This window comes from Pseudomonas sp. (genome assembly GCF_028293835.1).
GTDB lineage: Bacteria > Pseudomonadota > Gammaproteobacteria > Pseudomonadales > Pseudomonadaceae > Aquipseudomonas.
Genome location: NZ_JAQGNX010000098.1, coordinates 1 through 25,448, shown reverse-complemented (window position 1 = coordinate 25,448; position 25,448 = coordinate 1). Strand labels below are relative to the sequence as shown.

Genomic DNA, 25,448 nt, shown 5'->3' with positions numbered 1-25,448 from the left:
GGCGACCGGTCCCCGGTCGAATCGCAGCCTTCGGCAGCTCCTACAGATTATCTTTTAAGTAAGCATTGTTTGATAAGAGCCAACGTGTTGGCGAAGCGTTTGATGCGGTGTTACAGGTAAGCCGCCTCGCCAACAAATTGTCTCCTACAGAAGCATACTGAGGAAATTGGGCGAACCCGAGTTTCTATCAAAACATGACTTTAACCAGCAAACTCGCGGTGTTCTGGTTGGTATCGAAATCCTTGCTGTTTTCGATCCCGTATTTGTTGCTCCAGTAGTCGTACTCGATACCCACGTACAACTGCTTCTCGCCCAGGTTCATGGCTTTGCCCAGGTCGTATTTGATCTGTGGGTTGAAATGCAGGTTGGCGTGGTAGGTGCCCTGGGCGTTTTTGTCGTTGTCGACCACCCAGTCCATGTACCCGTCGATCAAGATGTCTGAGCCGCGTACCGGAATGGTGTAGGACCAGACCGGGGTGATCTGCCACACGTTATTCCCTGGACGGCTGCCGTCAGGATGACGCTGAAAGAAGTTCAGCTGGAAGTAGTCGAAGCCTGGGATTGCCAGATCGAAACCCGGTCCAATCAGGTACGACTCGACATCGCCTTTGCCAAACTCGTAGGTCATTGCCAGCAATACATCCTTGATCGGACCGAACTCGAATTTCTGTCCAAATATTTTACCCAGCGACAGGCGCGGGGTGAACTCACCGTACATGCCGTAAGTACCTACTTGGCTGTCAGGCTTGCCGTTGTACAGCGTGTTATCGACAAATAGAAAGTTGTCGCCGTATTTCCAACCGTCAGCGTGTTCGAAGGTAAAAGTCTGTTGGGTTTCCGGATTGACGGCGAAATTCTGGCCCCACAAATACGTCAGGCTGTTGCTCTGCCATTGCAACAGATCACCGGCCAGTGTCTGGCCTGCCGCTAACAGGCTGGCGACGGTGATCAGACTGCTGGCAATCAGGCGAGGAAAAGTACGAGACATGCGTGGTGCTCCCAGGTTTTGAGTGATTTTTTTTATTTTGGTATGGCTATTTGGGCGTGGCTTCGCCATGGCCGATGGACATGAAACTGTCCATCGGCCGTGTGCGGTTTTCGGCGGTTAAAGCGTGTGGAGATTAGTGCGGGTGCGCACGCTGGTTCATGGCGTCGCGTTCAGCGCCGCCAAGGATGTTGAACAGCAGGTTCAACAACAGTGCGCTCAGGGTCGCAAGGGCAATGCCGCTGTGGGTGATGGGCCCCATCCAAACCGGCAGTTGAGCGAAAAAGTCCGGGCGCACCACGGGGATCAGGCCCATGCCGATGCTGACGGCAACCAATAGCTGGTTGCGCCGGTCGGCGATGTCGGCCTCTTGAAGAATCTTGATACCCGTCGCTGCCACCATGCCGAACATCGCAATGGCTGCGCCGCCCAGCACCGCGGGCGGAATCGACGCCACCAGAAGCGCGGCTTTGGGCAACAGGCTCAAGCTTATCAAGAAGCCGCCGGCAACCACCGTGACGTAGCGGCAACGCACACCGGTCATCTGCACCAGACCGATATTTTGCGCGAACGAGGAATGAGTGAAGGTATTAAGAAAACCGGCAAGAAACGAGGCCGCCGCATCGCACATCAAGCCGCGTCGCAGCATGCCGGGGGTGACTTCACGGTCAGTGATCTTACCCAGCGCGAGGAACATGCCGGTGGACTCGACAAAGATAATCACCACCACCAGGCACATGGAAAGGATCGGTGCGAGGTGGAAGGTTGGCATGCCGAAATGCAGCGGCGTGACCACGCGGACCCACGGCGCCTGGGCCAGGCCGCTGAGGTCGACCATGCCGATCACGCCTGACAGCACGTAGCCCAGCGCCATGCCAATCAGCACCGAGATATTGACCCAGAAGCCGCGCATGAAGCGGTTGATCAGCAGGATGGTCGCCAGCACTAATGCCGCGACTGCAAGGTACACGGGGTCGCCGAAACTGACCGCTTTACTGCCGCCCCCCGCCCAGTTTACGGCGACCGGAAACAGCGACAGGCCAATGGACGTAATGACGGTGCCGGTGACCAGTGGCGGAAAGAACCGAACGATTTTTGACATGAAGGGTGCAACCAGCATGCCGAAAAAACCCGCTGCGATGGTTGCGCCGAAGATTCCGGTCAAGCCGACACCGGGCATTCCCGCCATCGCGACCATACTGCCGACGGCAGCGAAACTGGCGCCCATCATGATTGGCATGCGAATGCCCAGCGGCCCAATGCCCAGCGACTGCACCACCGTAGCGATGCCAGCAACCAGCAGGTCAGCGTTGATCAAAAAGGCGATCTCTTCACGGGACAGGCCAGCAGCCTGGCCGATAATCAGCGGCACCGCCACGGCACCGCCGTACATCAGTAAGACGTGTTGCAAACCCACCAGAATCATTTGCAGCAGTGGCAAAGGCTGTCGTGGCGGCGCGGCGGGAATGCGCGCGTGAGTTGACTCGGACATGCAACACCTCGAATTTTGTTTTTATTGTGGTTGGAGCGATGACGCTAATGACAATGCATCCCTGTAGGAGCCAACTTGTTGGCGATACGTATTAAGCGGCGCATCAGATCCAGCGCCTCGCCAACAAGTTGGCTCCTGCAGGTTTATCAGTTCGTTCTCGCCCCTTGGTCAATCCATGTGCCGATCAGGTCGCGTTCCTGTTGTGTCATTTGCGTGATGTTGCCCAACGGCATGACTTGCGACACCACGGCTTGAGCCTGAATGCGCGGAGCCATCTGCTGAATCTGTTGTGCGGTGTCGAACATCACCCCGGCCGGCGCTGCACTGAACAGTGGACTGGTCGGAGTGGCTGAGTGGCATACCGCGCAACGCTCTTTGATCACGTTGTGCACCGTGTTGAAATCCGGACCGGCTGTCTGGGTGACAGCAGCAGGAGCACCCTCGGTTGGCGCTGCGGCAGGTACGGCTTTATGCCCACCCAACGCTGTTTCCGGCAGCGGCTGGTATTCGATTTTGGCCGGGCCGGCTACTTCCGGACCTTTCGACACTTGCGCTGGACCCGTGACGTAGGCCAGGCAAATCATTCCCAATGCCGCAACCGGCAGCGTCCAGGCATATTTATGGCTGTTGTGCCGGGTATTGAAATAGTGACGCACCAACACTGCCAGCACCGCGATTCCGGCGAGGATCAACCAGTTGTACTGGCTGCCATAGGTGCTCGGAAAATGGTTGCTGATCATGATGAACAGCACGGGCAAGGTGAAGTAGTTGTTGTGCCGTGAGCGCAGCAAGCCTTTGGCGGGCAAGCTTGGGTCAGGCGTGCGGTTCTCAGCGATGGCCGCAACCAATGCCCGTTGTGCCGGCATGATGATGCGGAACACGTTGCCTACCATGATCGTGCCGATAATGGCGCCAACATGCAGGTAGGCGCCGCGTCCGCTGAAGATTCGGCTGAAACCGAACGCGGCAGCAATCAGCAGCACGAACAATACCAAGCCGAGTAGGGCAGGGCGTTTGCCCAGGGCCGAATCACATAGCGCTTCGTAAATGAACCAGCCCGCGATCAGCGAGCCGATGCCGATGGCCACGCCCTCAAGGCCTGAAAGACCGCTGCCAGGCGCCAATAAATACAATGTTGGGTTGGCGTAAAACACCACGCACAGCAGCGCAATCCCGGACATCCAGGTGAAATACGCTTCCCATTTGAACCAGTGCAGGTTGTCCGGCATGGTCGGTGGCGCGAGCTTGTATTTTTCCAGGTGGTAAATACCGCCACCATGGATCGCCCACAAATCGCCCGCCAGACCGTCACGCGGGTTAACCCGGTTGAGGTTGTTTTCCAGCCAGACAAAATAGAACGAAGCGCCAATCCAGGCCACGCCGGTAATCATATGAATCCAGCGTACGCTGAGATTCAGCCATTCCATCAGATGTGCTTCCACGGTATCTACCTCTGAATCTTGCCAACCACCACTACGGGTGTTCAGGCCTTTCTTATGGGTGGGCGAGGATCAACTTCTGACCCTCCTCGAAAAAATGCTCGTCGCAGTTGTTGCCTGTTCCACTGCGATCAACCACCAGGAAGTCATCCCGCTTTTCGATCGTCAGCACCGGGTGGTGCCAAACGCCGCGATGGTAATTAATGCCCTGCCTGCCATTACTGACAAAGGCGCGGACCAACTCTGATTCAGGCGCATCGCCAAGTGGCGCGACCACGATCAGAAAAGGGTTGCCGAGCAGCGGTATAAACGCCTGACTGCCCAACGGATGGCGCTCCAACATGCACACGGTCAACGGCATCGGCAGCGCTTCTGCGCGGAAGATACTCATGATCGCTTTATCGTCTGGTGTGGCGGTTTGCACTTCTGCCAGCCGATGGAAACGCATGGTCGAACCGTTATTGATCATGAAGTGATCGCTGCCATCGGTTTCGATGACGTCACCGAAAGGGGCGAACGCTTCTTTGCTCAGGGGCTCGATCACTAAAGTGCGCATGGTGGTTCCTGTCTTAGAGTCGAAATTTTCATTTGTAGGAGCGCGCAGAATGGTTACGCATTCTATTTCGCTACTTTACCCAACACCCGAAGACGACTCACACCACCATCCGGAAATACGTTCAGGCGAATATGAGTGATCGGCCCCAAGGCTTTAATCTGTTCGGCGAAGCTGTGTTCAGCATGCATTTCCAGTTTCTGCGCTGGCAACAGTTCACGCCAGAACAGGCTTTGGGTTTCAATTTGACTGTCGGTGCCGCCTTTGACAAACGCGCCCTGAATCGAGCACGTATCCGGGTAATTACCCTTGAAATGCAGGGTATCCACCACGACTCCTTCGATCTCGCCGGCATGGCCCAGGGCGATGATCACCCAATCGTTACCCGGCGTACGACGACGTGCGGTTTCCCAGCCGTCGCCCATGTTCACGCCACGGCCCGGGTTGAGGATGTTGCTCATGCGGCCGAAGTGTTCATCGGAACACGCCAGCGCGCGACCGCCATTCAATGCGGCTGCGAGGTCGATCTGTTCGTTGTCGCCCACGGTTGACCAGTCGCGGAAGGGCACGCCATACACACGCAGACGCGCTACACCGCCGTCCGGGTAGATGTTGAAGCGCAAATGGCTGTACGCCTGGTCATTGCTGATGGCGTGGTAGTGGTGGCTGTCGCCTTTCAACTCGACGGCGGACAGCACTTCGGTCCACTGGGTGTTTTGGTCCGGTTCGCCGGAGGTCAGGAAGCACGCTTCCAGCGACGCCGATGGCGGGTAGTTTCCAGTGAAGAACGAGGTGTCGATGTCCACACCCTTGATCGAGCCTGGCACGCCGAGGCGGATGATCGCGGTGTCGTAACCTTCAAAGCGTTTGCGACGCGATTCCCAGCCGTCCATCCACTTGCCGTTGTCGTCGAACACGCCTTCCTTCCACACCGCAGGGGTGGGCTGGAACAGGCGGTTGGCGTCGGCGAACCAGTCATCAGTGACCGAGACGACGGTGGTGCCCAAACGGGCGTCGGCCAGGTTGACGAACTTCTCGAACGGTGCGGCGTAAGCTTTCATTGATCTTGTCTGCCTTTTTTAGAATTGGCGTGGGATAGGCGCGGTCAGAGGGCTTGCAATCGGAACATCGCGATCTTGTTGATCTCGGCCAGCGCGCAGGCGAACTCAGTCTCGACCGAGTTGTGAATGCGCGTTTCGAACGCGGCGAGAATCTGATGCCGGTCGCTGCCTTTCACCGCCATGATGAAGGGGAACGCGAACTTGGCTTTGTAGGCGTCGTTCAGCTCGGTGAAGCGTTGAAACTCTTCGGCCGAGCACTGGTGGATACCGGCGCCAGCTTGTTCATGGGTGCTGGCTTCGGTCAGTTGGCCTTGCACGGCGGCTTTGCCGGCGAGGTCCGGGTGAGCGTTGATCAGGGCCAGTTGCCGGGAATGATCAGCGCTCAACAGAATGTCGCTCATACGTGAATGCAGGGTTTCAATCTGATCCAGGTCTGCGTCCCGGCCGAGGTCGAAGGCCGTTTCGGCGACCCACGGCGAATGCTCGTAGACGTCGGCGAAGGCGGCAACGAACTCATGGCGACTCAGGCTTGAAGGTGTCAGGGTCTGGAAGCGGCTCATTTCGGCTGCCCTCCTTTTGCACGCTCTGTCGCCCGAAACGGATGTTCAGCGTGCCAATGGCGGGCGATGTCTACTCGACGGCTGAACCAGACCTGCTCGTGGCTTTTGGCATATTCGAGGAAACGCTTGAGCGCGCCCAGGCGTGCGGGGCGACCGATCAAGCGGCAGTGCAAGCCAATCGAAAGCATTTTTGGCGCCTCGGCCCCTTCGGCGTACAGCACGTCGAAGGCGTCCTTGAGGTACTGGAAAAACTGATCGCCGTTGTTGAAGCCCTGGGCCTGGGTGAAGCGCATGTCGTTGGTGTCGAGGGTGTACGGAATCACCAAATGCGGCTTGCCGGTGGGATTATTGGGTTCCCAGTAGGGCAGATCGTCGTCGTAAGTGTCGGAATCGTAGAGAAAACCGCCTTCTTCCATCACCAGCCGTCGCGTATTCGGCCCGGTGCGACCGGTGTACCAGCCCAGTGGGCGCTCGCCGGTAATGTCGGTGAGGATACGAATCGCCTCAAGCATGTGCTCGCGCTCTTGGCCTTCGTCCATATACTGATAGTCGATCCAGCGATAGCCGTGGCTGCAGATCTCATGACCGGCCTCGACCATGGCCCGTATCACCTCTGGATGACGCTGGGCGGCCATGGCCACGGCAAACACCGTCAGCGGGATATCAAATTGCTTGAACAGCTTGAGCACGCGCCATACACCTGCGCGGCTGCCATATTCGTAGAGCGATTCCATGCTCATGTTGCGCTCACCCTGCAATGGCTGGGCAGAAACCATTTCCGAAAGGAAAGCTTCCGACTCTTTATCGCCATGCAGAATATTGCGCTCGCCGCCTTCTTCGTAATTCAGCACGAACGACAGCGCGACACGGGCGTTCCCCGGCCAATGGGGGTGGGGTGGGTTATTGCCGTAACCGATCAGGTCCCGTGGATAGTCAGCACTCACTGCGCTCTTCCTTCTGTACGTGTCATCAGTGGCAGTGGTTGCCGGGTCAATCCAGGCTGGCACCACTGCGATGGACCGATTGTATACAACTTTGTGATCACTTTGTAAGCCTGTTTTTTCGCCTTTTTCAGAATATTTTGCCTGCAAGAAACTTGCCCGATTGATCAGGTTCTAGCCATGAGATGCCTATGTAGCTTGAATAAAGGCCAAAATGGCGACCCCGTGTTAGTCCGGACAAAATCGTGTTTATAATTGTGTACAAGTTTTGTAAAAAGTGTCTTAATTGCCTGCCGCCGTCCTCTCGGGTGCACTGAAAAGGAGCGGCATCAACTCTTCAACACACCGCGCAAGGCAGACATGCAATGGGACGACTGACGACGCACGTACTGGATGCCGCACACGGCTGTCCCGGCAGCTCCATCAAAATCGAACTGTACCGGGTTGACGGTGACCGTCTGGAGCATCTTGCCAGCGCCACAACCAACAGCGACGGTCGTTGCGATGCACCGTTGCTACAAGGTGACGATTACCGCACCGGGGTTTATCAGTTGCAGTTCCATGCCGGTGACTATTACCGGGCCCGAGGTACCGAGTTGCCCGACCAAGCCTTTCTCGACGTTGTTATCTTGAGGTTTGGAATAGACGCGGAGCAGGACCACTACCACGTGCCGTTATTGATCTCGCCATACAGCTATTCGACCTATCGCGGCAGTTAAACGCGTTCGGCCAACCCGCTTCATTTCCTCTTGCCCGCCCACACTGCGGGCTTTTTTTGTTCTGGATTACCCCTTAGGTTGAGAGTGGTATCTATGTAGTCATTGCGCCAGAAGCGGCTTGTGCACACTCAGGGATAAACCAAGCCCGGAGTGAACCATGACTGCAAAGACGCTAACCCCCGCCAATCTGCTAACCACGCAAGTCGCTGAAATTCCTACCAATGATGCCCTGTTGTACCGCCGACTCGTATCGTTTGGTAGCTTGCTGCCTGCACCCTTTACGGTATTGAACCAGGAAAAAATCGCATTGTGTGGCCTGCGTATTCAGACGTGGATCGGAGAGGAGGGCGAGCGCAGCAAGCCTTTGGCCCAGTACCGACAAAGCCATGCTGCTTTGCACGCCTCGGCGTTGGCCATGCAAGGCATTGTCGAGACGTTAGGCACGGGTGACGCACAACGAATCACGGAACACACAGCCAAGCTGATCGAGTACCGCGAACAGTCTCTGCTCAGCGAAGCACAGCTTCAGGCCTATGAAGGCGCCATCAGCGCGACTGACCTGACCTTGCTCCAGCAAGCGTTGGCCATGCTTGATTCTTCGATTGGCCCGGTTCATGTGGCTGAACTGTGCCTGGCAACGGCCGATTCGGTTCAGGCCCTGAACGGGATATTGCTGTTCACCACACAACAGGCGCTGGACGTTGCGGACAGCGACGAATCGGTGCTGCTGTTCATGCCGGGAAAAGATGGCGGCTTGCAGAAATTCTCGAGTCTGCAAACCCTCAAAGACTCTGTTTTGTTCACCTTGCAATCGGGTCTGGACACGCCATTTTGGCGGCACGTAGCCGCGTCGGCGCGGGCCGGATTAATGGATGACGCCACGTCCGGTTCGCTGCAGTTGACCCTACGCGCCACGACGGTTCCCGTCATGACTCACAGCGTGTATGCGCAGGTCGAATGCCTTGCCGCCGTCACCCGCGCAGCCAAGGCCGGGCAACTTTTTTTTGACGACGCCACTGACGAAAGTGCAACCCTGGAACGCGTTCATCTGGAATGGGCGGACAATCTTCATGTCCATCGTAACGAAGCTCGGGATCGAGCGACCGAGCACCTTGCCGAACAGCAGCGCACGGTTGAATTGCTGAATCAGATGCCGTCCTGGTTATTGAGCGCGGCAGAAACCGTTCGCCGGGAATACGCTGAACAGTTACGCCAATACCACGCCGCGGCAGGCGCGCTGGAGAAGCAACTGGACGCGGCGCTGCCGTCTTTCGAAGCATTCACTGGGCAACAACTGGCCGCGCGGATAAAGGTGGATCTGAGCATTGATGTGGACGCCGATCAGCTGTTCGTTGATCTACCGAAAAGCGTGGCTCGGGAACTGGATATCGATCAACAGTACGGCTCGCTTCGCCACGGTAAATGGATCCCCAGTGTTGAACGGGTGCGACAGTCACTGGCCGAACTGGCGCGACATAACCTTGATCCCAACGATGATGAGATGACGGCGCGGCTCACCTTTGCTCGAATTAATGTTGCGGATACAACGTTGGCCGCCGCGCCTGACCTGACCGTTGATTATCTGGCTGGAATTATTCCGGCGATGGATATCGCCGGTCAGTACCGAACGCTGCTGCGCAAAGTGTTTCAAACGCAGTCTGTGCAATCAGCACCTATTGCTCGAGAGGTCTTGATCAAACCCTATGAGCAAGAAATGTTACTGGAGGGGTTTGCGGCGCTGCACAGCAAGCAGTTGAGCGTTCACGCTTACAAAGTGCTCCAGTGGGCGGTGCAGGCGCACTCTAATGCGCACTTGCGCACCCATCAGTTGCAGATGAGTTGGATCGTTCTGAATCCCGGCCATGCGGTCAACGGTGACAGTAATGGCGCAACGCTCTCTGGACTGTGCGTTATCCATCACGAGCCCACCGCGACCACGTTGGTATATTTGCCCCGAGCGCCCGACGGCATTTCCTTGATAGAAGCGCATGGCTTGCCAGCGGCCAAAGAACGTTTGATTAACCGACTCAACGCCCATCCATCACTGGTTGAATACCTGGCTTCGCGTACGGACGACGAAACCCGCCACGCAGCCGACAAAACCTATATCGAAGCATCGCTGGCACGTAAGTTCGATGGTTTTATCGCCTTTGTCCCTGCGGTTTTTTTGCACATGGCACAGCAACAGTTAGAAGCCCGCGCCTATCTGATTTACGCACGAACCAAACGTGATGCACGAAGCAATAGCGATATTCACCGTGAACGGGATCTGCGCAAAGACCTGACCTACAGAGCATATTTCAGGGCGCTACTGTCTTTTCTGCCTGGGCTTGGCACGTTGTTCAGTTTGCAGGATGGCTGGCACGATGGCCACGCTGCCGCGTCGGCTTTTAGCGGCGGCAAGAAGGAAGAGGGCGAGTTGTTAGTCGCCAGTGCCTCTTTTTGTGTCTTGGATATCCTGTTGTCGGCGGTGCCTGGCGTGGCGACTGTCGCGGTTTTTGCCAAAATTGCACGGCGCACCACCCGGCTGCGGCAGATGACGACGGTGGCAAAAAGGCTGCCTTCGTCTACTCGCAAACGTTACGTCTTGCCAGCTTTCAAAGGCTTCGAAGCCGACGTCTCACTGCTGGATGCGCGTAGGCAGTACGGGATGGATGCTGGCACCTTTTTCAAGGACGGGAAGCTGTGGATCAAACGAAATGGCAGTGTTTATCAGGTCTACCGGCGCAAAGGGGAGCAAACCCTGCGTCTGCATAAAGTCCCAGGCAAAGGCTATGAGCCGCCGGTACGTCTCGATGCGCAGGGGGATTGGGTCTATCACACCGATGTTGGCCTCAAGGGCGGCGTGAAATCGAGTATTGCCGAAACCTTGATCAGCGAAGCCCATACTGACGCCAGCTTCACCCGCAAGCAGGCGCGAGAGCTGCTCGATCAGTTCGAATTTCCGTCTGATCAACAGCGACGCCTTGAGCTGGATCTGGCAGTCCATTATCAAAGCCATCGGTCAATGCCGGACTGGGCCGAAGCCTATCGGCGCCAACCTGCAGGGCAACCGGTGCCGGTCACAGGCAAGCGCAAACAACCGCCGGTGCCCGATAGCGAAACAGATCGTCAGCCTGCACAGCCCGTCGCCGGGCCGAGCCGTGCCAGTGTGATCGTATGGAAATCGTCGCCGGACAGCTGGAAAAACTGGGGCAGGAATATGGACGAGTTTGCTGTTCTGGAACCTACCCATAGTCAGCCGCCGATCTATCTGAAACCGGGAATGCCGGAGCGGGAAATGATTGCCATGGGTGGCAAGTATTACGAAGTCCTGCCAGCGGGTACCACGCGAAATCCCACCATTGTCTTTCTGCGCAATCCGGAACAGGGTGTTTCCAGTGGCAGTTTCACAGAGCTGAGCGAAACGATCAGTGCCGACCGGTTTGGTCAGCCGGTCATGAGTGCTTACAAGGATGGCAAGTGGACGGTGCACGGCACCCTGTTCTCGAAGAAAATCCAGTATTTGATCGCGGATATTCGTCCTTCGTTGTCGCCGATATCCCAAAGAGTGCTGGCGGAGAAACTCTATCAATTGGCCGACGATGGGGTTTCGCTGACCGCCACCCGATTGATGAATATAAAAGCGACGCTTAACGCTTGGCGCAAAGGGCACCCAGCGCCTTTGCCGAAGCTTAACGACCCGCTAACCATGCTTGACGGCGCAGTGCCTGCAAATTCTGGTTCCAATTACCAGGCAATCAACATCAGCTACGAAAGTTCGCTGGAGTCATTCTTCCGTCTGGATTTTCAAGCCGGTGATGTTTTCAAGGTCGGCCGGTTACGGCGTGTAGGACCAGACGCAGTAACCGGGCAAGAATTGGCGGACATACTGGCGCGACAGTTAAGCAGCAGTGGCTACGAAATGCTGCCCGACGGAAACCTGATGCATTTCACGCCTACCTTGATATTTCGTCGACCCGGATGCGATCAACTGTACATGCTGAGCGTGCGGCGGGTGCATTCGTCGCAGATTATTGGCGACCAGTTGCCGTCATCGTTCGGTTTTCCAATGTCTGACGTATGGATTGACAGCTTCCTGATGCGTTATGCGGGCACGGCCATCGCGTCAAGTATCACGGCTGCGCGAGCCGAGGGAAACCTGATCAGATTGGTGGGCGGTGCAAACGTGCCCCGGACTTTGGGACATCGCACGCAATTGTTCGTGGTGCGGCTCGCGGACAATATTTGATCGCGACCAACCCCTAACCCTAAGCGCTAAAGCAGGCGCGGCCTGAAACAGGATGAAAGCAGATCAGCCTGCTTTCACCCGGTGAAAGGTCTCGTTAGAGGAACACGAACTTGGCGACGAAAATCACGCACAGCGCATACAGGCTGATTGAAATTTCCTTGTGCTTGCCGGTGCCGACTTTGAGTACAACGTAGGTAATAAAACCCAACGCGATGCCGTCAGCGACCGAGAAGGTCAGCGGCATCATTATCACCGTAACAATGGCCGGAATGCTGTCGGTGGCTTCGTCCCAATTGATGTGCGCCATACCGCCCATCATCAGCATCGCCACGTAGATCAGCGCACCGGCGGTGGCGTAGGCGGGGATCATTCCGGCCAGGGGCGCGAAAAACATCGCCACGATAAACAGCACGCCGACGGTGACCGCTGTGAGTCCGGTACGTCCGCCAGCGGCAACACCTGCCGCGCTTTCGACATAGCTGGTGACGGGTGGTACACCAACCAGGGCGCCGAACACGCTGGAGGCGCTGTCAGCTTTCATTGCCTTCGACAGGTTTTCTATCTTGCCATCTGGCTTTACCAATCCGGCGCGCTGAGCGACACCCATCAAGGTGCCGGCGGTGTCGAACATGTGCACGAAGAGAAAGGCCAGCACCACGCTGATCATACTGACGTTGAACACACCCTTGACGTCCATCGCCAACCAGGTTGGCGCCAGGCTCGGCGGGGTGGAGAAAATGCCGCTGTACTGCACCAGTCCCAGACCCCAGCCCGCCAGCGTCACCGCAATGATACTGATCAGGATCGCGCCGAAAACCCGGTGGTAGCTGAGTACAGCAATCATCAGAAAGCAGATAGCGGCCAGCAACGGCCCCGGTTCCCGCAGCGAACCGAGCTTGATCAACGTAGCGGGGCTGGCCACCACGATCCCTGCGGTCTTCAGGCCGATGATGCCGAGAAACAATCCGACCCCCGCGCCCATGGCGAAACGCAAGCTGACCGGGATGCTGTTAAGCAGCCATTCGCGGATGCGCGACAGGGTCAAGAACATGAAGATCAAGCCGGAAATGAACACCGCACCGAGGGCGGTTTGCCAGCTGTAGCCCATGGTGCCGACCACGGTGTAAGTAAAAAACGCGTTCAAGCCCATGCCGGGGGCGAGTCCGACGGGCCAGTTGGCGTACAGACCCATCAACAGGCAGCCCAGCGCAGCGGCAATACAGGTGGCGACGAACGCTGCCCCGTGATCAATGCCTGCATCGGCCATGATGTTAGGGTTGACGAAAATGATGTACGCCATGGTGATGAACGTCGTCAGGCCCGCCAACAATTCGGTTCTGACGGTCGTGCCATGCAGGCTCAGTTTGAACACACGTTCAAGCAGGCCGGTGCGTGGCGGCGTTAGATCCAGCGTCGTTGCTTCGGATTTAGGGCTTTCCACAGTGGGTATTCCTCGGGTCTTTTATTGTTTTTCCCACACCTGTCGCGGTGCGGTGAGGCAGTGCATCTGGACCGATGGTTTTTTTGACCATTAAGTCAGGAAAGTGCACGAAGCCGATTATGCTTTTGTATACAAAAAAAGCAAATAATGTTTTATCTGTTGTGGGATAAAAATTTAAGATTGTATGCATAACGCGGTTAATACAACCGTGGCTATTCACAACCCATGCACTGTGTACAATGTGTTGGTACTTTTCTGTGACTTCCCCTCGAGTGCCCATGAACGAACAGTTGCAGCCCCTCAAAAAACAGCCGAAGACCGCCAAGGCTGGTCGCACTGGAACCCAGGACGATATCGTTTACGCGCATATCTTCGAGGCGATACTCGAACAGCGTCTCGCGCCAGGTACGAAACTGAGTGAGGAAGCGCTGGGGGAAATATTCGGGGTCAGCCGCACGATCATTCGTCGCGCGCTGTCACGTTTGGCCCACGAAGGGGTTGTGCTGTTGCGGCCCAACCGTGGCGCGGTGGTTGCCAGCCCGAGTGTCGAGGAAGCCCGCCAGGTATTCTTTGCCCGGCGCATGGTTGAAAAAGCCATCACCGAGTTAGCCGTTGAGCACGCAACGCCAGAGCAACTTGCCGAACTGCGGCAGATGGTCAGCGACGAGCGCGACAGTTTTTCACGTGGGGACCGTGGTGCCGGGATTCGTTTGTCAGGCGAGTTTCACTTGAAGCTGGCAGTGGCGGCAAAGAATGCACCGCTGATCAGCTTTCAGCGCAGCCTGGTGTCGCAGACATCGTTGATCATCGCCCAGTACGAAAGCGGCAACCGCTCGCATTGCTCCTACGATGAACACAATCAACTGATCGATGCCATTGAAGCCCGTGATGCCGGGCTGGCGGTGAACCTGATGATGCATCACATGGACCACATCGACAGCAAACTCAACCTCGACGAAGACAGCGCCTCCGACGACCTGCATGCCGTGTTCTCGCACCTGATGCTGACGAAGAAAAAGCCAGGCCGTAGCCAGGCGGTTTAGCCCCGGGAATCACTACCCCTACAGGAGCCAACTTGTTGGCGAAGCGGCCTGTGAATGGCCCCACAAAGCTCACCAACAAGTTGGCTCCTACAGGCGATTTATTGGTCTCTGGAATCGCGCTTGTGCACCAGCTGCCCAGCCGAGTAGGTCTCCAGCACCGTGCGGTCATCGCCCAACGTGGTCAAGACAAACAACTTTTCTTCGATGTTGTGCGCTTGTTTCAAGCGGTAGGACAGGATCGGGGTGGCGTTGTAATCGAGTACCAGAAAGTCCGCCTCAGTCCCGGCGTGCAACGTGCCAATCTTGTCTTCCAGGCGTAGCGCCCGGGCTCCCCCCAACGTTGCCAGATACAGCGACTTGAATGGACTCAGTTTGGTGCCTTGAAGCTGCATCACCTTGTACGCTTCATTCAGCGTGTGCAGCAGGGAAAAGCTGGTGCCGGCACCGACATCGGTGCCCAAGCCAATATTCAGTTTGTGTTTCTCCGCCATGGGCAGGTTGAACAAACCGCTGCCGAGGAACAGGTTCGACGTCGGGCAGAAGGCGACCGCTGATCCGGTCTCGGCCAAACGCGCACATTCGTCGTCACACAGGTGCACGCCATGGGCTAATACCGAGCGTTCGCCGAGCAATTTGAAATGGTCGTACACGTCCAGATAATTGCTGCGTTCGGGAAACAGCGCTTTGACCCATTCGATCTCTTGCAGGTTCTCGCTGATGTGGGTCTGCATGTACACGTCCGGGTATTCGCCGAGCAACTGCCCGGCCAACGCCAGCTGTTGCGGGGTACTGGTCGGCGCGAAGCGTGGCGTCACGGCGTAGTGCAAACGGCCTTTGCCGTGCCAGCGTTCGATCAGCGCCTTGCTGTCGACGTAGCTGGATTCGGCGGTGTCAATGAGGTAATCCGGCGCATTGCGGTCCATCATCACCTTGCCGGCAATCATCCGCAGGTTCAGCTTCTCTGCGGCGCTGAAAAAAGCTTCAACCGAGGCCTTGTGCACACTGCCGAACACCAACGCGGTGGTGGTGCCGTTGCGCAGTAATTCCTTGATGAAAATGTCTGACACTTGCGCCGAATGGGCAGGGTCGGCGAACTGCTGTTCGCACGGGAAAACGTAAGTGTTCAGCCAATCCAGCAATTGCTCACCGTACGAGCCAACCATCCCGGTTTGCGGCAAATGGATGTGCGTATCGATGAAGCCAGGGGTGATCAGCGCGTCAGGGTAATGGGTCACCTCAACATCGCTGGCCAAGGTGCCCAGCAAATCGGTGGCGTGGCCAAGGGCGACAATTTTGCCGTCCTCAACCACCAGCAAGCCGTCGGGAAAATACTCGTAGGAGGCCTCGATCACCACTTCGGCTGGATCAGCAATGCTGTGCAGGATCGCGGCGCGGTAGGCTTTCTTGCGGGGGCTCTCAACGGTCGGGGCAACGGCGCTGGCAGAAACGGAAGTCATAACGTTCTCATTGTTGTGCCTGGCTGCGGCGGGATACCGGCAGCAAGTGGGCAATTGGGGCTGCGTCGGCGCTGTGTTGGCCGAAGTTGGCGTTGTAGGTGGCGATCACTTCAGCGGCGATAGACACGGCGATTTCCACGGGCAATTTGCCTTTGACCTCAGCCAGCCCCATGGGGCAGCGAATGCGCTGCAACAAGGTTGCGTCAAAACCGCGCTCGCGCAGACGGTGCTCGAATTTGACCCGTTTGGTCTTCGAGCCGATCAAGCCGAAATAGGTAAAATCGTTACGCTTGAGCAGCGCCGCCGTCAGTTCCAAATCCAGTTGATGGTTATGGGTCATGACAATGCAGTAGCTGCCTTTGGGTAAATTCTCGATTTCATCCACAGGCTCTTCGTTGACGATGCGCAGCACGCCTTCGGGAATCTGCACGGGAAATTCATTTTCCCGGGAGTCGATCCAACGCACCCGGCACGGCAAACTCGCCAGCAGCGGCACCAATGCGCGTCCTACATGGCCTGCGCCGAACACCGCGATCTGCGCCTGTGGTTGACCCATGGGTTCGAACAGCAACACGTTCACTCCGCCGCAGCATTGACCGAGGCTCGCACCGAGGCTAAAACGCTCCAGGCGCGTATTCTGATTGCCACTGGCGAGCATTTCCCGGGCGATCTCCATGGCCTTGAATTCCAGATGGCCGCCGCCGATGGTCTCGAAGATTCGCTCGGCGCTGACCACCATCTTCGACCCTGCATTTCGCGGCGTCGAACCACGCTCGTCGATGATGGTGACCAACACGCACGGCTCGCCCTGTTTCTGCAAGTCGGCGAGGGCACTGATCCAGTTATCCATGTTCTTCTCCTGATTATTTCAACGCCGCCAAACAATCATCTGCGGTGCTACACATTCACCCGGGTGTGATTCAGACCAGTTCCCGTGCCACCAGTGCATCCTGAACCGAGGCATTCAACTTTCTCATCTGCTCACAGCCCCAAAGCACCCGTTCCGGAGTCGCGGGGGCATCGATTTTCGGCTGATGGCGATAATCGGCGACGCTGGCCACGGCGTCTTTGATTGCGCACCAGGCTGCAATCCCAAGCATGAACGGCGGCTCTCCCACTGCTTTGGAATGGAACACCGTGTCTTCCGGATTCTTGCGGTTTTCGACCAGCTTCACCCGCAGATCCAATGGCATATCGCTGACCGCCGGGACCTTATAGCTGGCCGGACCGTTGGTCATCAGTTTGCCTTTGGCGTTCCACACCAGTTCTTCCATGGTCAACCAACCCATGCCCTGAATGAATCCGCCTTCCACCTGGCCGATGTCGATCGCCGGGTTCAGCGAGGCGCCGACATCATGGAGGATGTCAGTGCGGAGCATTTTGTACTCGCCGGTCAAGGTGTCGATAACCACCTCGACACATGCCGCGCCATAGGCAAAATAATAGAACGGGTGGCCGCGCGCCTGGGTGCGGTCGTAGTAGATTTTCGGGGTTTTGTAGTAGCCGGTACTCGACAGCGAAACCTGGCCGACCCACGCCTGCATCGCCAGGGCTTCGAACGATATGACTAACTCGCCAACCCGCACATGACCGTTGCGAAACTCCACCTGGTCTTCGCTGACCTTGTACTGCTTCGCCGCAAATTCCACCAGGCGCTGCTTGAGGATTTCAGCCGCGTTCTGCGCTGCCTTGCCATTCAGGTCGGCCCCGCTGGAAGCGGCGGTCGGCGAGGTGTTCGGCACTTTATCGGTGTTGGTCGCGGTGATTTGAATACGGTCGATGTCCACCTGAAACACTTCAGCCACCACCTGGGCGACTTTGATGTTAAGGCCTTGGCCCATCTCGGTGCCGCCGTGGTTCAGGTGGATGCTGCCGTCGGTGTAGATGTGGATCAGCGCACCGGCCTGATTGAGAAAGCTGGCGGTGAAGGAAATACCAAATTTCACCGGGGTCAGCGCCAGGCCTTTTTTCAATACCGGGCTGTTGGCGTTGTACGCGCGAATCGACTTACGGCGCTCGGCGTACTGGCTGCTGGCTTCCAGGTCGGCGGTCATTTCCTCGAGCATGTTGTGCTCGACGGTTTGGTAGTAGTGAGTGACGTTGCGCTCGGTTTTGCCGTAGTAATTGACCTTGCGCACGTCCAGCGGATCTTTGCCCAGGTAGCGGGCGATGCTGTCCATCACCTCTTCAATGGCGACCATGCCTTGTGGTCCGCCGAAGCCGCGATAGGCCGTATTCGACGCGGTGTTGGTCTTGCAGCGATGGCCGTTGATGGTGGCATCGCCCAGGTAATACGAGTTGTCGGCGTGGAACATCGCCCGGTCGACGATGGAGTTGGACAAGTCCGGTGAGCACCCGCAGTTGCCGGCCAACTCCAGGCGAATCCCGTGCAACCGTCCGCTGTTATCAAAACCGACGTCGTACTCGATATAGAAGGGGTGACGCTTGCCGGTCATCAACATGTCTTCGACCCGTGGCAGACGCATTTTGGTCGGCTGCCCGGTCAACAAAGCGATCACTGCGCACAGGCACGCCGGGCTGGCCGCCTGGGTTTCCTTGCCGCCGAAACCGCCGCCCATGCGGCGCATATCCACCACAATCCTGTTCATCGACACGCCGAGCACTTCGGCCACCAGTTTCTGCACTTCGGTGGGGTTTTGCGTCGAGCAATAGACGATCATGCCGCCGTCTTCGGTGGGCATGACTGACGAGATCTGGGTTTCCAGATAAAAGTGTTCCTGGCCGCCGATGTGCAAATTACCCTGCAAACGATGTTCAGCAGTGTCCAGGGCGGTGACTGAGTCGCCGCGTTTGTGGGTGTGGCTGTCGAGAACAAAATGCTTTTTGCGGAACGCTTCGACCACGTCCAGCACTGGCTCCAAATCTTCATATTCGATGATCGCGGCCATCGCCGCCTTGCGCGCGGTTTCCAGGTCCCGTGCGGCGACTGCCATAACCGGCTGGCCGACGAATTCAACTTTATCGATGGCCAATAACGGGTCGCCGGGCAACAGCGGTCCGATGTCCTTGAGGCCGGGAATGTCCTCATGGGTGATGGCAATACGCACACCTTCGAAGGCATAGCAGGGCGAGGTGTCGATGCTGATGATTCGCGCATGCGCCCGGTCGGACATCCTTGCATACACATGCAGCTGATTAGGAAACTCCAGGCGGTCATCGATGTACACCGCTTCGCCCGACACATGCTTGTCGGCGCTGTCGTGCTTGACGCTACGGCCGACGCCGGTCTTCAAATCCTGCTGAAACAGCGCCACCATTTCGGCCTGGGTTTTTTCCGGGGCATGATTAGACATAGGAGGTCACCCGCGTTTCGATGTGAGGTGTTTGCAGTTCAATGAAATACTTGCGCAGCAGGTTTTGCGCGCTCAACAGGCGGTATTCCTTGCTGGCGCGGAAGTCGGAGAGCGGCGTGAAGTCATCAGCCAAGGCCGCGCAGGCGCGCTCGACGGTGGCAGAGGTCCAAGGCGCGCCGATCAACGCTTGTTCGCACGCTGTGGCACGTTTGGGAATCGCCGCCATGCCGCCGAACGCAACGCGGGCTTCGACGATGGCGCCGTTTTCTACCTGCAAACGGAACGCGGCACACACCGCAGAAATGTCGTCATCCAAGCGTTTCGAGACTTTGTAGGCACGAAACACCTGCCGGGCGTTGGCCTTGGGCACGATGATTTTTTCAATGAATTCGCTGTCCTGACGCGCGGTTACTCGATAATCGATAAAGTAATCTTCCAACGCCAACGTGCGCCGGGTCTGGCCTTTGCACAGTACGATTTGCGCGCCGAGAGCGATCAGCAGCGGCGGCGAATCACCAATTGGCGAAGCGTTGCCGATATTGCCACCGAGAGTGCCCTGATTACGGATCTGCAACGAAGCGAAGCGCTGCAGCAGCTCGCCGAAGTCCGGGTATTCAGCGCTTAACGCGGCATAACAGTCCGTGAGCGAGGTCGCCGCGCCAATCTCCAGACGGTCCTCGAAGTGTTCAACGCGCTTCATCTCTTCGATGTTGCCGACATAGATCATTACCGGCAACGAGCGGTGGAACTGAGTGACTTCCAGGGCCAGGTCGGTACCGCCTGCCAGCAACCGCGCCTGGGGATACGAATCATACAGTTCGGCCAGGTCGTTCACCGTAAGCGGCACCAGACAACGCTTGTCGCCGCTGTTGAGCTCACCGGTTTCCTTCGGTGCAATAGCGCGCAGTTGGGCAATGGTCCCCGCTTGGCGCTGATCAAATTGGTCCGGCTGGCGTTCGCCACAGGCCTGTTCGGCGGCGGCCAGAATCGGCCGATAACCGGTGCATCGGCATAGATTGCCGGCAAGTGCTTCGTGAGCTTGATGACTGTTGGCTTCGCTGCTGTTTTTCTGCAATGCGAACAGCGACATAACAAAACCGGGGGTGCAGAACCCGCATTGCGACCCATGGCAATCAACCATGGCTTTTTGCACGCTGTGCAGTTGGCCTTGATGCTTGAGGTCTTCAACGCTGATCAGTTGCTTGCCGTGCAGCGAAGCGACGAAGGTCAGGCACGAATTCAAGCTGCGATAACGCAAGTGTTCAACGCCGTTGCTATCAGGATTCAATTCACCGACTACCACCGTGCAGGCGCCACAGTCGCCACTGGCGCAGCCTTCTTTAGTGCCGGGTTTGCTCACATGCTCGCGGAGATAGTTGAGCACGGTCAGGTTCGGGTCCAAGGCATGCTCGGTTCGCAGCTCTTGGTTGAGTAAGAATTGAATCACGGGTGGTCCTCTCTGCACTTTTTATAATCAGACACATGGTGCTGAATCTATCAGTTCTGACTTAATGGTCAATAAATTTCTGACCTATGAGTCAGGAAAACCGATTTTCCCCCTGTCTGCCGATTAACGGTAGTGCAACGTCAGCGCTAAACTAAGAACGGCTACACAAATATTGCTTATTTCGTGCCAGATTCAAGCCGTATGGCTCTGCGCCATGCGATACACTGCGCGGCTTGTAAAATTGAGCTGAAGTTGAAGGATAACCATGACGTTCAAGGCGCCCGACAGCCTCGCCGAGCAAATCGCTCACCACCTCGCTGAGCGCATCATCCGTGGCGAACTCAAGCCAGGGGAACGCATTCAGGAGCAGAAGGTGACAACCTCGCTGAACGTGAGCCGTGGCTCCGTGCGCGAAGCGCTGCTGATTCTTGAACGCCGCCACTTGATTGTCATCCTGCCGCGCCGTGGCGCCCAGGTCACCGAACTCAACGCGCACAATATTCAAAGCCTCTGCACCTTGATGAGTGAGCTGTACATTCTGCTCGCCATCGCCGTGGCCAATCGTTGGGAATCCCCGGCCGATCTTGCGCCCTTCGTGCAGATCCAACAGCGCCTGAAACTCAGCTATGAACGCCAGGACGTAAAACTCTTCGTCGAAGACAGCTTCAATGTCATGCGCGCGGCTTTTCCATTCGCCAACAATCTGTACCTGCAAGAAACCGTTGAAAACCTGCAACCGTCCATGAGCCGCAACTATTACTTGGCACTGGATCAGCGCAAGGCGGAGATGAGCGAGTACCTGAGCCTCTTCGGCCAATTGCTCGAAGCGGTGGTGGCGCGGGACCCAGTGTTGATTCGCGAAGTCCTGGGCAGTTACGGCGAGCGCAGCTGCAAACTGGTCTTGTCCGCGCTGCCGGCTCACTGACCCGTGCGTCTCAAATGCATCAAGCTGGCCGGGTTCAAGTCGTTCGTCGACCCGACCACGGTCAATTTCCCCAGCAACATGGCCGCCGTCGTCGGCCCCAATGGCTGTGGCAAGTCCAATATCATCGACGCCGTGCGTTGGGTGATGGGCGAAAGCTCGGCGAAAAACCTGCGCGGCGAATCGATGACCGATGTCATCTTCAATGGCTCTACCACGCGCAAACCGGTGAGCCAGGCCAGCATCGAACTGGTGTTCGACAACTCCGACGGCACCTTGCTCGGCGAATACGCCAGCTATGCCGAGATTTCCATTCGGCGCAAAGTCACCCGCGACAGCCAGACCAGTTATTACCTGAACGGCACCAAATGCCGTCGCCGCGACATCACTGACATCTTCCTCGGCACCGGCCTGGGTCCGCGCAGCTACTCGATCATCGAACAAGGGATGATCTCCAAGCTGATCGAGTCAAAGCCCGAAGACTTGCGTAATTTCATCGAAGAAGCGGCGGGCATCTCCAAGTACAAGGAGCGTCGCCGGGAAACTGAAAACCGCATTCGTCGCACCCATGAGAACCTCGCGCGGCTCACCGATCTGCGCGACGAGCTGGAACGCCAGCTCGATCGGCTGCACCGTCAGGCCCAGGCCGCCGAGAAGTATCAGGAATACAAAGGCGAAGAGCGGCAGCTCAAGGCGCAACTCTCAGCCCTGCGCTGGCAGGCGCTGAACGAGCAGGTTGGCCAGCGCGAAGCGCTGATCGGCACCCAGGAGATCGGCTTCGAAGCCTTGGTCGCCGAGCAGCGTAATGCCGATGCTGGCATCGAACGCCTGCGCGATGGGCACCATGATCTGTCCGAGCGCTTCAACCTGGTGCAAGGACGCTTCTATTCGGTGGGCGGCGACATTGCCCGGATCGAGCAAAGCATTCAGCACGGACAGCAACGCCTGCGCCAATTGCAGGACGATTTGCGCGAGTCCGAGCGTTCGCGTCTTGAAACCGAATCGCACCTGGGCCTGGACCGCACGCTGTTCATGACCTTGGGCGAAGAGCTGGAAATGCTCGAGCCCGAGCAGGAAATCACCAGCGCCGCCGCGGAAGAGTCTGCCGCCGCCCTGGAAGAATCAGAAACCACCATGCACAGCTGGCAGGAGAAGTGGGACGCCTTCAACCTGCAATCCGCCGAGCCGCGACGTCAGGCTGAAGTTCAGCAATCGCGCATCCAGCAGTTGGAAACCAGCATGGAGCGGCTGGGCGAACGGCAGCGGCGCTTAGGCGAAGAACGTCAGTTGCTCGCCGCCGACCCGGAAGACGCGGCGATAGTGCAGCTCAGCGAAGACCTCGCGACCCGGGAGATGACCCTTGAAGAACTGCACGCCAGTGAAGAGCAATTAGTGGAGGGTCTTGAACACCTTCGCAACGAGCTACAACACGCCAATCAAGGGCAGCAGCAGGCCCAAGGCGACTTGCAACGCTTGAACGGACGACTGGCCTCCCTGGAAGCTCTGCAGCAAGCGGCGCTCGACCCAGGCACCGGCACTGCCCAATGGCTGCGCGATCAGCAACTGTCCGAACGTCCGCGTTTGGCACAGGGCCTGCGGGTTGAGTCGGGCTGGGAGCTGGCGGTAGAAACCGTTCTTGGCGCCGACCTGCAGGCGGTGCTGGTGGACGACTTCGCCGGGTTGGATCTGGCCGGTTTTGAGCAGGGAGACTTGCGTCTCATCAGTCCCGCCAACGACGTGGCAGCGATTCCTGGCAGTTTGCTGGATAAGGTCGAAGCCTCGGTGGATTTGACCGCGTGGCTGGGTCAGGTGCAGCCAGTGGAACGGCTTAAGGATGCGCTGGCATTACGCGGGCAACTCGGGGCAGGGCAGAGCCTGATCAGTCGCGATGGTTTTTGGGTCGGTCGGCATTTTCTTCGTGTGCGCCGCGCCAGTGAAGCGGAAAGCGGCGTGCTGGCCCGTGGTCAGGAATTGAGCCGCCTGGGCCTTGAGCGCGATGAGCGTGAAGCCACCTTGGCCACCCTCGAAGAACAACTGCTGACCCTGCGCGAACATCAGGTGCGCCAAGAAGACGCCCGTGAGCATTTGCGTCGCCGCTTGCAGGAAGAAGCGCGTCAGCAAGGCGAGCTCAAGGCACAGCTGTCTGCCAGCAAAGCCAAGGTCGAACAGCTGACTTTGCGCCGTACGCGGCTCGATGAAGAGTTGACCGAGCTGGGTGAGCAGCGTGCCATTGAACACGAACAATTGGGTGAGTGCCGCCTGCACCTGCAGGACGCGCTGGACAGCATGGCCCTGGACACCGAGCAACGGGAACTGCTGCTGGCCCAGCGCGACAGCCTGCGCGAGCGCCTCGACCGTGTGCGCCAGGAAGCGCGGCAGCACAAAGATCACGCGCACCAACTGGCGGTCCGCCTGGGGTCACTCAAGGCACAGCACCATTCAACCCGACAGGCCCTTGAACGGCTGGAGTTGCAGTCCGAGCGCCTCAACGAAAAGCGCGAGCAATTGAGCCTCAATCTGGAGGAGGGTGAAGCCCCACTGGAAGAGCTGCGCCTCAAGCTTGAGGAACTGCTGGAAAAACGCATGGCGGTGGACGACGAGATGCGTCTGGCCAAGCTGGCGCTGGAAGACGCCGACCGCGAACTGCGCGACGTTGAAAAACGCCGCAGTCAGGCCGAACAGCAAGCGCAATTGGTGCGGGGCCAGTTAGAGCAACAGCGCATGGAATGGCAGTCGCTCACGGTGCGTCGCACGACCTTGCAGGACCAGTTGCAGGAAGACGGCTACGACTTGCACGGCGTGCTCGCCACGCTAACCTCTGAGACTAACGAAAAGGCCGCTGAAGAAGAGCTGGAACGCATTGCCGGACGGATTCAGCGCTTGGGTGCGATCAACCTTGCGGCCATCGACGAGTATCAGCAGCAATCCGAGCGCAAACGTTATCTGGATGCACAGAACGCCGATCTGGCTGAAGCGCTGGACACCCTGGAAAACGTCATTCGCAAGATCGACAAAGAAACGCGTAATCGTTTCAAAGAGACCTTCGATCAGATAAATGGTGGATTACAGGCTCTTTTCCCAAAAGTTTTCGGTGGCGGCAGCGCTTATTTGGAACTGACCGGCGAAGATCTACTCGATACAGGTGTGACAATCATGGCGCGTCCACCGGGCAAGAAGAACAGCACCATCCATTTGCTCTCCGGGGGCGAAAAAGCCTTGACCGCTTTGGCGTTGGTATTTGCCATCTTCAAGCTGAATCCAGCGCCATTTTGCATGCTCGACGAAGTTGACGCGCCGCTCGATGACGCTAACGTTGGACGTTACGCCCGTCTCGTGAAAGAAATGTCTGAGACGGTACAATTCATCTATATCACCCACAATAAGATTGCCATGGAAATGGCCGATCAATTGATGGGTGTGACCATGCATGAGCCTGGGTGTTCTCGTTTGGTGGCGGTAGACGTGGAGGAAGCGATGGCTCTGGTCGAAGGCTAGCAGGAGGGCTGATGGGCGCAAATGGATGGCAATTTGACAGCTAGTTGCACGCTTTACATCCGTTACAGTGACCAACCAGTTGCAACTGACGGTGTAAAGATGTCTTTGGTCGTGCTAGCTTAGTCAACACATTTCTAATGCGTGGGTAAAACGCCTGACAGAACATAGAGTTGGCGCCACGTTTTAAAGGGGTTTCGGCCCTTATTTTCAGCATTTTTTACTAGAGGCACTGGATTACATGGAAATCGGTCTGCGCGAGTGGCTGATCGTCATCGGCATTATTGTCATTGCCGGTATTCTTTTTGATGGCTGGCGCCGGATGCGCGGCGGCAAAGGAAAACTGAAATT

The 25,448-nt window shown here is 57.3% G+C and carries 17 protein-coding genes and 1 pseudogene; 6 read left to right on the top strand and 12 right to left on the bottom strand.

Features of this window, described 5'->3' with window-relative positions; translation table 11 throughout:
- Nucleotides 1–187: 187 nt before the first annotated feature.
- From JWR17_RS13380 to puuE, 7 genes are all read right to left on the bottom strand, one after another.
- Nucleotides 188–988, bottom strand: a complete 801-nt coding sequence (locus JWR17_RS13380; RefSeq protein ID WP_299832188.1) for an outer membrane protein OmpK — start codon at nt 986–988, stop codon at nt 188–190.
- Nucleotides 989–1,121: 133 nt separating this feature from the next.
- Nucleotides 1,122–2,477: a nucleobase:cation symporter-2 family protein gene (locus tag JWR17_RS13375; protein WP_299832186.1), complete on the bottom strand. Its 1,356-nt coding sequence runs from the start codon at nt 2,475–2,477 to the stop codon at nt 1,122–1,124.
- 146 nt (nt 2,478–2,623) lie between these two features.
- The gene (locus JWR17_RS13370; RefSeq protein ID WP_299832184.1) at nt 2,624–3,919 is read right to left on the bottom strand and encodes a urate hydroxylase PuuD; all 1,296 of its coding nucleotides are present in this window, start codon (nt 3,917–3,919) and stop codon (nt 2,624–2,626) included.
- A 52-nt stretch (nt 3,920–3,971) separates the two neighbouring features.
- Nucleotides 3,972–4,472, bottom strand: coding sequence for an ureidoglycolate lyase (locus JWR17_RS13365; RefSeq protein WP_299832182.1), 501 nt, complete (start codon nt 4,470–4,472; stop codon nt 3,972–3,974).
- Between the two features lie 62 nt (nt 4,473–4,534).
- Nucleotides 4,535–5,530, bottom strand: coding sequence for an allantoicase (gene alc, locus JWR17_RS13360; RefSeq protein WP_299832180.1), 996 nt, complete (start codon nt 5,528–5,530; stop codon nt 4,535–4,537).
- Between the two features lie 44 nt (nt 5,531–5,574).
- Nucleotides 5,575–6,090: a 2-oxo-4-hydroxy-4-carboxy-5-ureidoimidazoline decarboxylase gene (uraD, locus tag JWR17_RS13355; protein ID WP_299832179.1), complete on the bottom strand. Its 516-nt coding sequence runs from the start codon at nt 6,088–6,090 to the stop codon at nt 5,575–5,577.
- A complete protein-coding gene (gene puuE / locus JWR17_RS13350; RefSeq protein WP_299832178.1) occupies nt 6,087–7,034 on the bottom strand; it encodes an allantoinase PuuE in 948 nt (315 codons plus the stop codon). Before puuE ends, uraD begins: the two co-directional genes overlap by 4 nt.
- Before the next feature lie 362 nt (nt 7,035–7,396).
- On the opposite strand from puuE, the gene uraH reads away from it, so the two are divergent.
- On the top strand, nt 7,397–7,750 hold the full coding sequence (gene uraH / locus JWR17_RS13345) for a hydroxyisourate hydrolase (RefSeq protein ID WP_299832176.1): 354 nt from the start codon (nt 7,397–7,399) through the stop codon (nt 7,748–7,750).
- Nucleotides 7,751–7,907: 157 nt separating this feature from the next.
- Nucleotides 7,908–11,981 carry a DUF6543 domain-containing protein gene (locus tag JWR17_RS13340; RefSeq protein ID WP_299832175.1) on the top strand — a complete coding sequence of 1,358 codons (4,074 nt, stop codon included), beginning with the start codon at nt 7,908–7,910 and terminating at the stop codon, nt 11,979–11,981.
- Nucleotides 11,982–12,075: 94 nt separating this feature from the next.
- On the opposite strand, the gene JWR17_RS13335 is transcribed toward JWR17_RS13340, so the two are convergent.
- A complete protein-coding gene (locus JWR17_RS13335) occupies nt 12,076–13,422 on the bottom strand; it encodes an NCS2 family permease (RefSeq protein WP_299832173.1) in 1,347 nt (448 codons plus the stop codon).
- Nucleotides 13,423–13,700: 278 nt separating this feature from the next.
- Here JWR17_RS13335 and JWR17_RS13330 point away from each other — a divergent pair, with 278 nt between their 5' ends.
- Nucleotides 13,701–14,465, top strand: a complete 765-nt coding sequence (locus JWR17_RS13330; RefSeq protein WP_299832171.1) for a GntR family transcriptional regulator — start codon at nt 13,701–13,703, stop codon at nt 14,463–14,465.
- 98 nt (nt 14,466–14,563) lie between these two features.
- On the opposite strand, the gene guaD is transcribed toward JWR17_RS13330, so the two are convergent.
- The 4 genes from guaD to xdhA form a co-directional block, all read right to left on the bottom strand.
- Nucleotides 14,564–15,922: a guanine deaminase gene (gene guaD, locus JWR17_RS13325; RefSeq protein ID WP_299832169.1), complete on the bottom strand. Its 1,359-nt coding sequence runs from the start codon at nt 15,920–15,922 to the stop codon at nt 14,564–14,566.
- Between the two features lie 7 nt (nt 15,923–15,929).
- A complete protein-coding gene (gene xdhC, locus JWR17_RS13320; protein ID WP_299832168.1) occupies nt 15,930–16,772 on the bottom strand; it encodes a xanthine dehydrogenase accessory protein XdhC in 843 nt (280 codons plus the stop codon).
- Between the two features lie 70 nt (nt 16,773–16,842).
- Nucleotides 16,843–19,236 carry a xanthine dehydrogenase molybdopterin binding subunit gene (xdhB, locus tag JWR17_RS13315; RefSeq protein WP_299832166.1) on the bottom strand — a complete coding sequence of 798 codons (2,394 nt, stop codon included), beginning with the start codon at nt 19,234–19,236 and terminating at the stop codon, nt 16,843–16,845.
- The gene (gene xdhA, locus JWR17_RS13310) at nt 19,229–20,683 is read right to left on the bottom strand and encodes a xanthine dehydrogenase small subunit (protein ID WP_299832164.1); all 1,455 of its coding nucleotides are present in this window, start codon (nt 20,681–20,683) and stop codon (nt 19,229–19,231) included. Before xdhA ends, xdhB begins: the two co-directional genes overlap by 8 nt.
- 265 nt (nt 20,684–20,948) lie before the next feature.
- Between xdhA and JWR17_RS13305 the strand changes: the two genes are divergently transcribed.
- From JWR17_RS13305 to zipA, 3 genes and pseudogenes are all read left to right on the top strand, one after another.
- Nucleotides 20,949–21,608: a GntR family transcriptional regulator gene (locus tag JWR17_RS13305; RefSeq protein WP_299832162.1), complete on the top strand. Its 660-nt coding sequence runs from the start codon at nt 20,949–20,951 to the stop codon at nt 21,606–21,608.
- A 3-nt stretch (nt 21,609–21,611) separates the two neighbouring features.
- A complete protein-coding gene (gene smc / locus JWR17_RS13300) occupies nt 21,612–25,100 on the top strand; it encodes a chromosome segregation protein SMC (protein ID WP_299832160.1) in 3,489 nt (1,162 codons plus the stop codon).
- 238 nt (nt 25,101–25,338) lie between these two features.
- Nucleotides 25,339–25,448 (top strand): annotated as a pseudogene (gene zipA, locus JWR17_RS13295) (cell division protein ZipA); the annotation flags it as partial.

Coding starts and splice junctions, on each gene's coding strand:
- uraD (WP_299832179.1), bottom strand. CDS start 6,090: ATGAGCCGCTTCCAGACCCTGACACCTTCAAGCCTGAGTCGCCATGAG.
- uraH (WP_299832176.1), top strand. CDS start 7,397: ATGGGACGACTGACGACGCACGTACTGGATGCCGCACACGGCTGTCCC.
- xdhC (WP_299832168.1), bottom strand. CDS start 16,772: ATGGATAACTGGATCAGTGCCCTCGCCGACTTGCAGAAACAGGGCGAG.
- JWR17_RS13340 (WP_299832175.1), top strand. CDS start 7,908: ATGACTGCAAAGACGCTAACCCCCGCCAATCTGCTAACCACGCAAGTC.
- alc (WP_299832180.1), bottom strand. CDS start 5,530: ATGAAAGCTTACGCCGCACCGTTCGAGAAGTTCGTCAACCTGGCCGAC.
- JWR17_RS13375 (WP_299832186.1), bottom strand. CDS start 2,477: ATGTCCGAGTCAACTCACGCGCGCATTCCCGCCGCGCCGCCACGACAG.
- JWR17_RS13305 (WP_299832162.1), top strand. CDS start 20,949: ATGACGTTCAAGGCGCCCGACAGCCTCGCCGAGCAAATCGCTCACCAC.
- JWR17_RS13365 (WP_299832182.1), bottom strand. CDS start 4,472: ATGCGCACTTTAGTGATCGAGCCCCTGAGCAAAGAAGCGTTCGCCCCT.
- guaD (WP_299832169.1), bottom strand. CDS start 15,922: ATGACTTCCGTTTCTGCCAGCGCCGTTGCCCCGACCGTTGAGAGCCCC.
- xdhB (WP_299832166.1), bottom strand. CDS start 19,236: ATGTCTAATCATGCCCCGGAAAAAACCCAGGCCGAAATGGTGGCGCTG.
- JWR17_RS13380 (WP_299832188.1), bottom strand. CDS start 988: ATGTCTCGTACTTTTCCTCGCCTGATTGCCAGCAGTCTGATCACCGTC.
- JWR17_RS13330 (WP_299832171.1), top strand. CDS start 13,701: ATGAACGAACAGTTGCAGCCCCTCAAAAAACAGCCGAAGACCGCCAAG.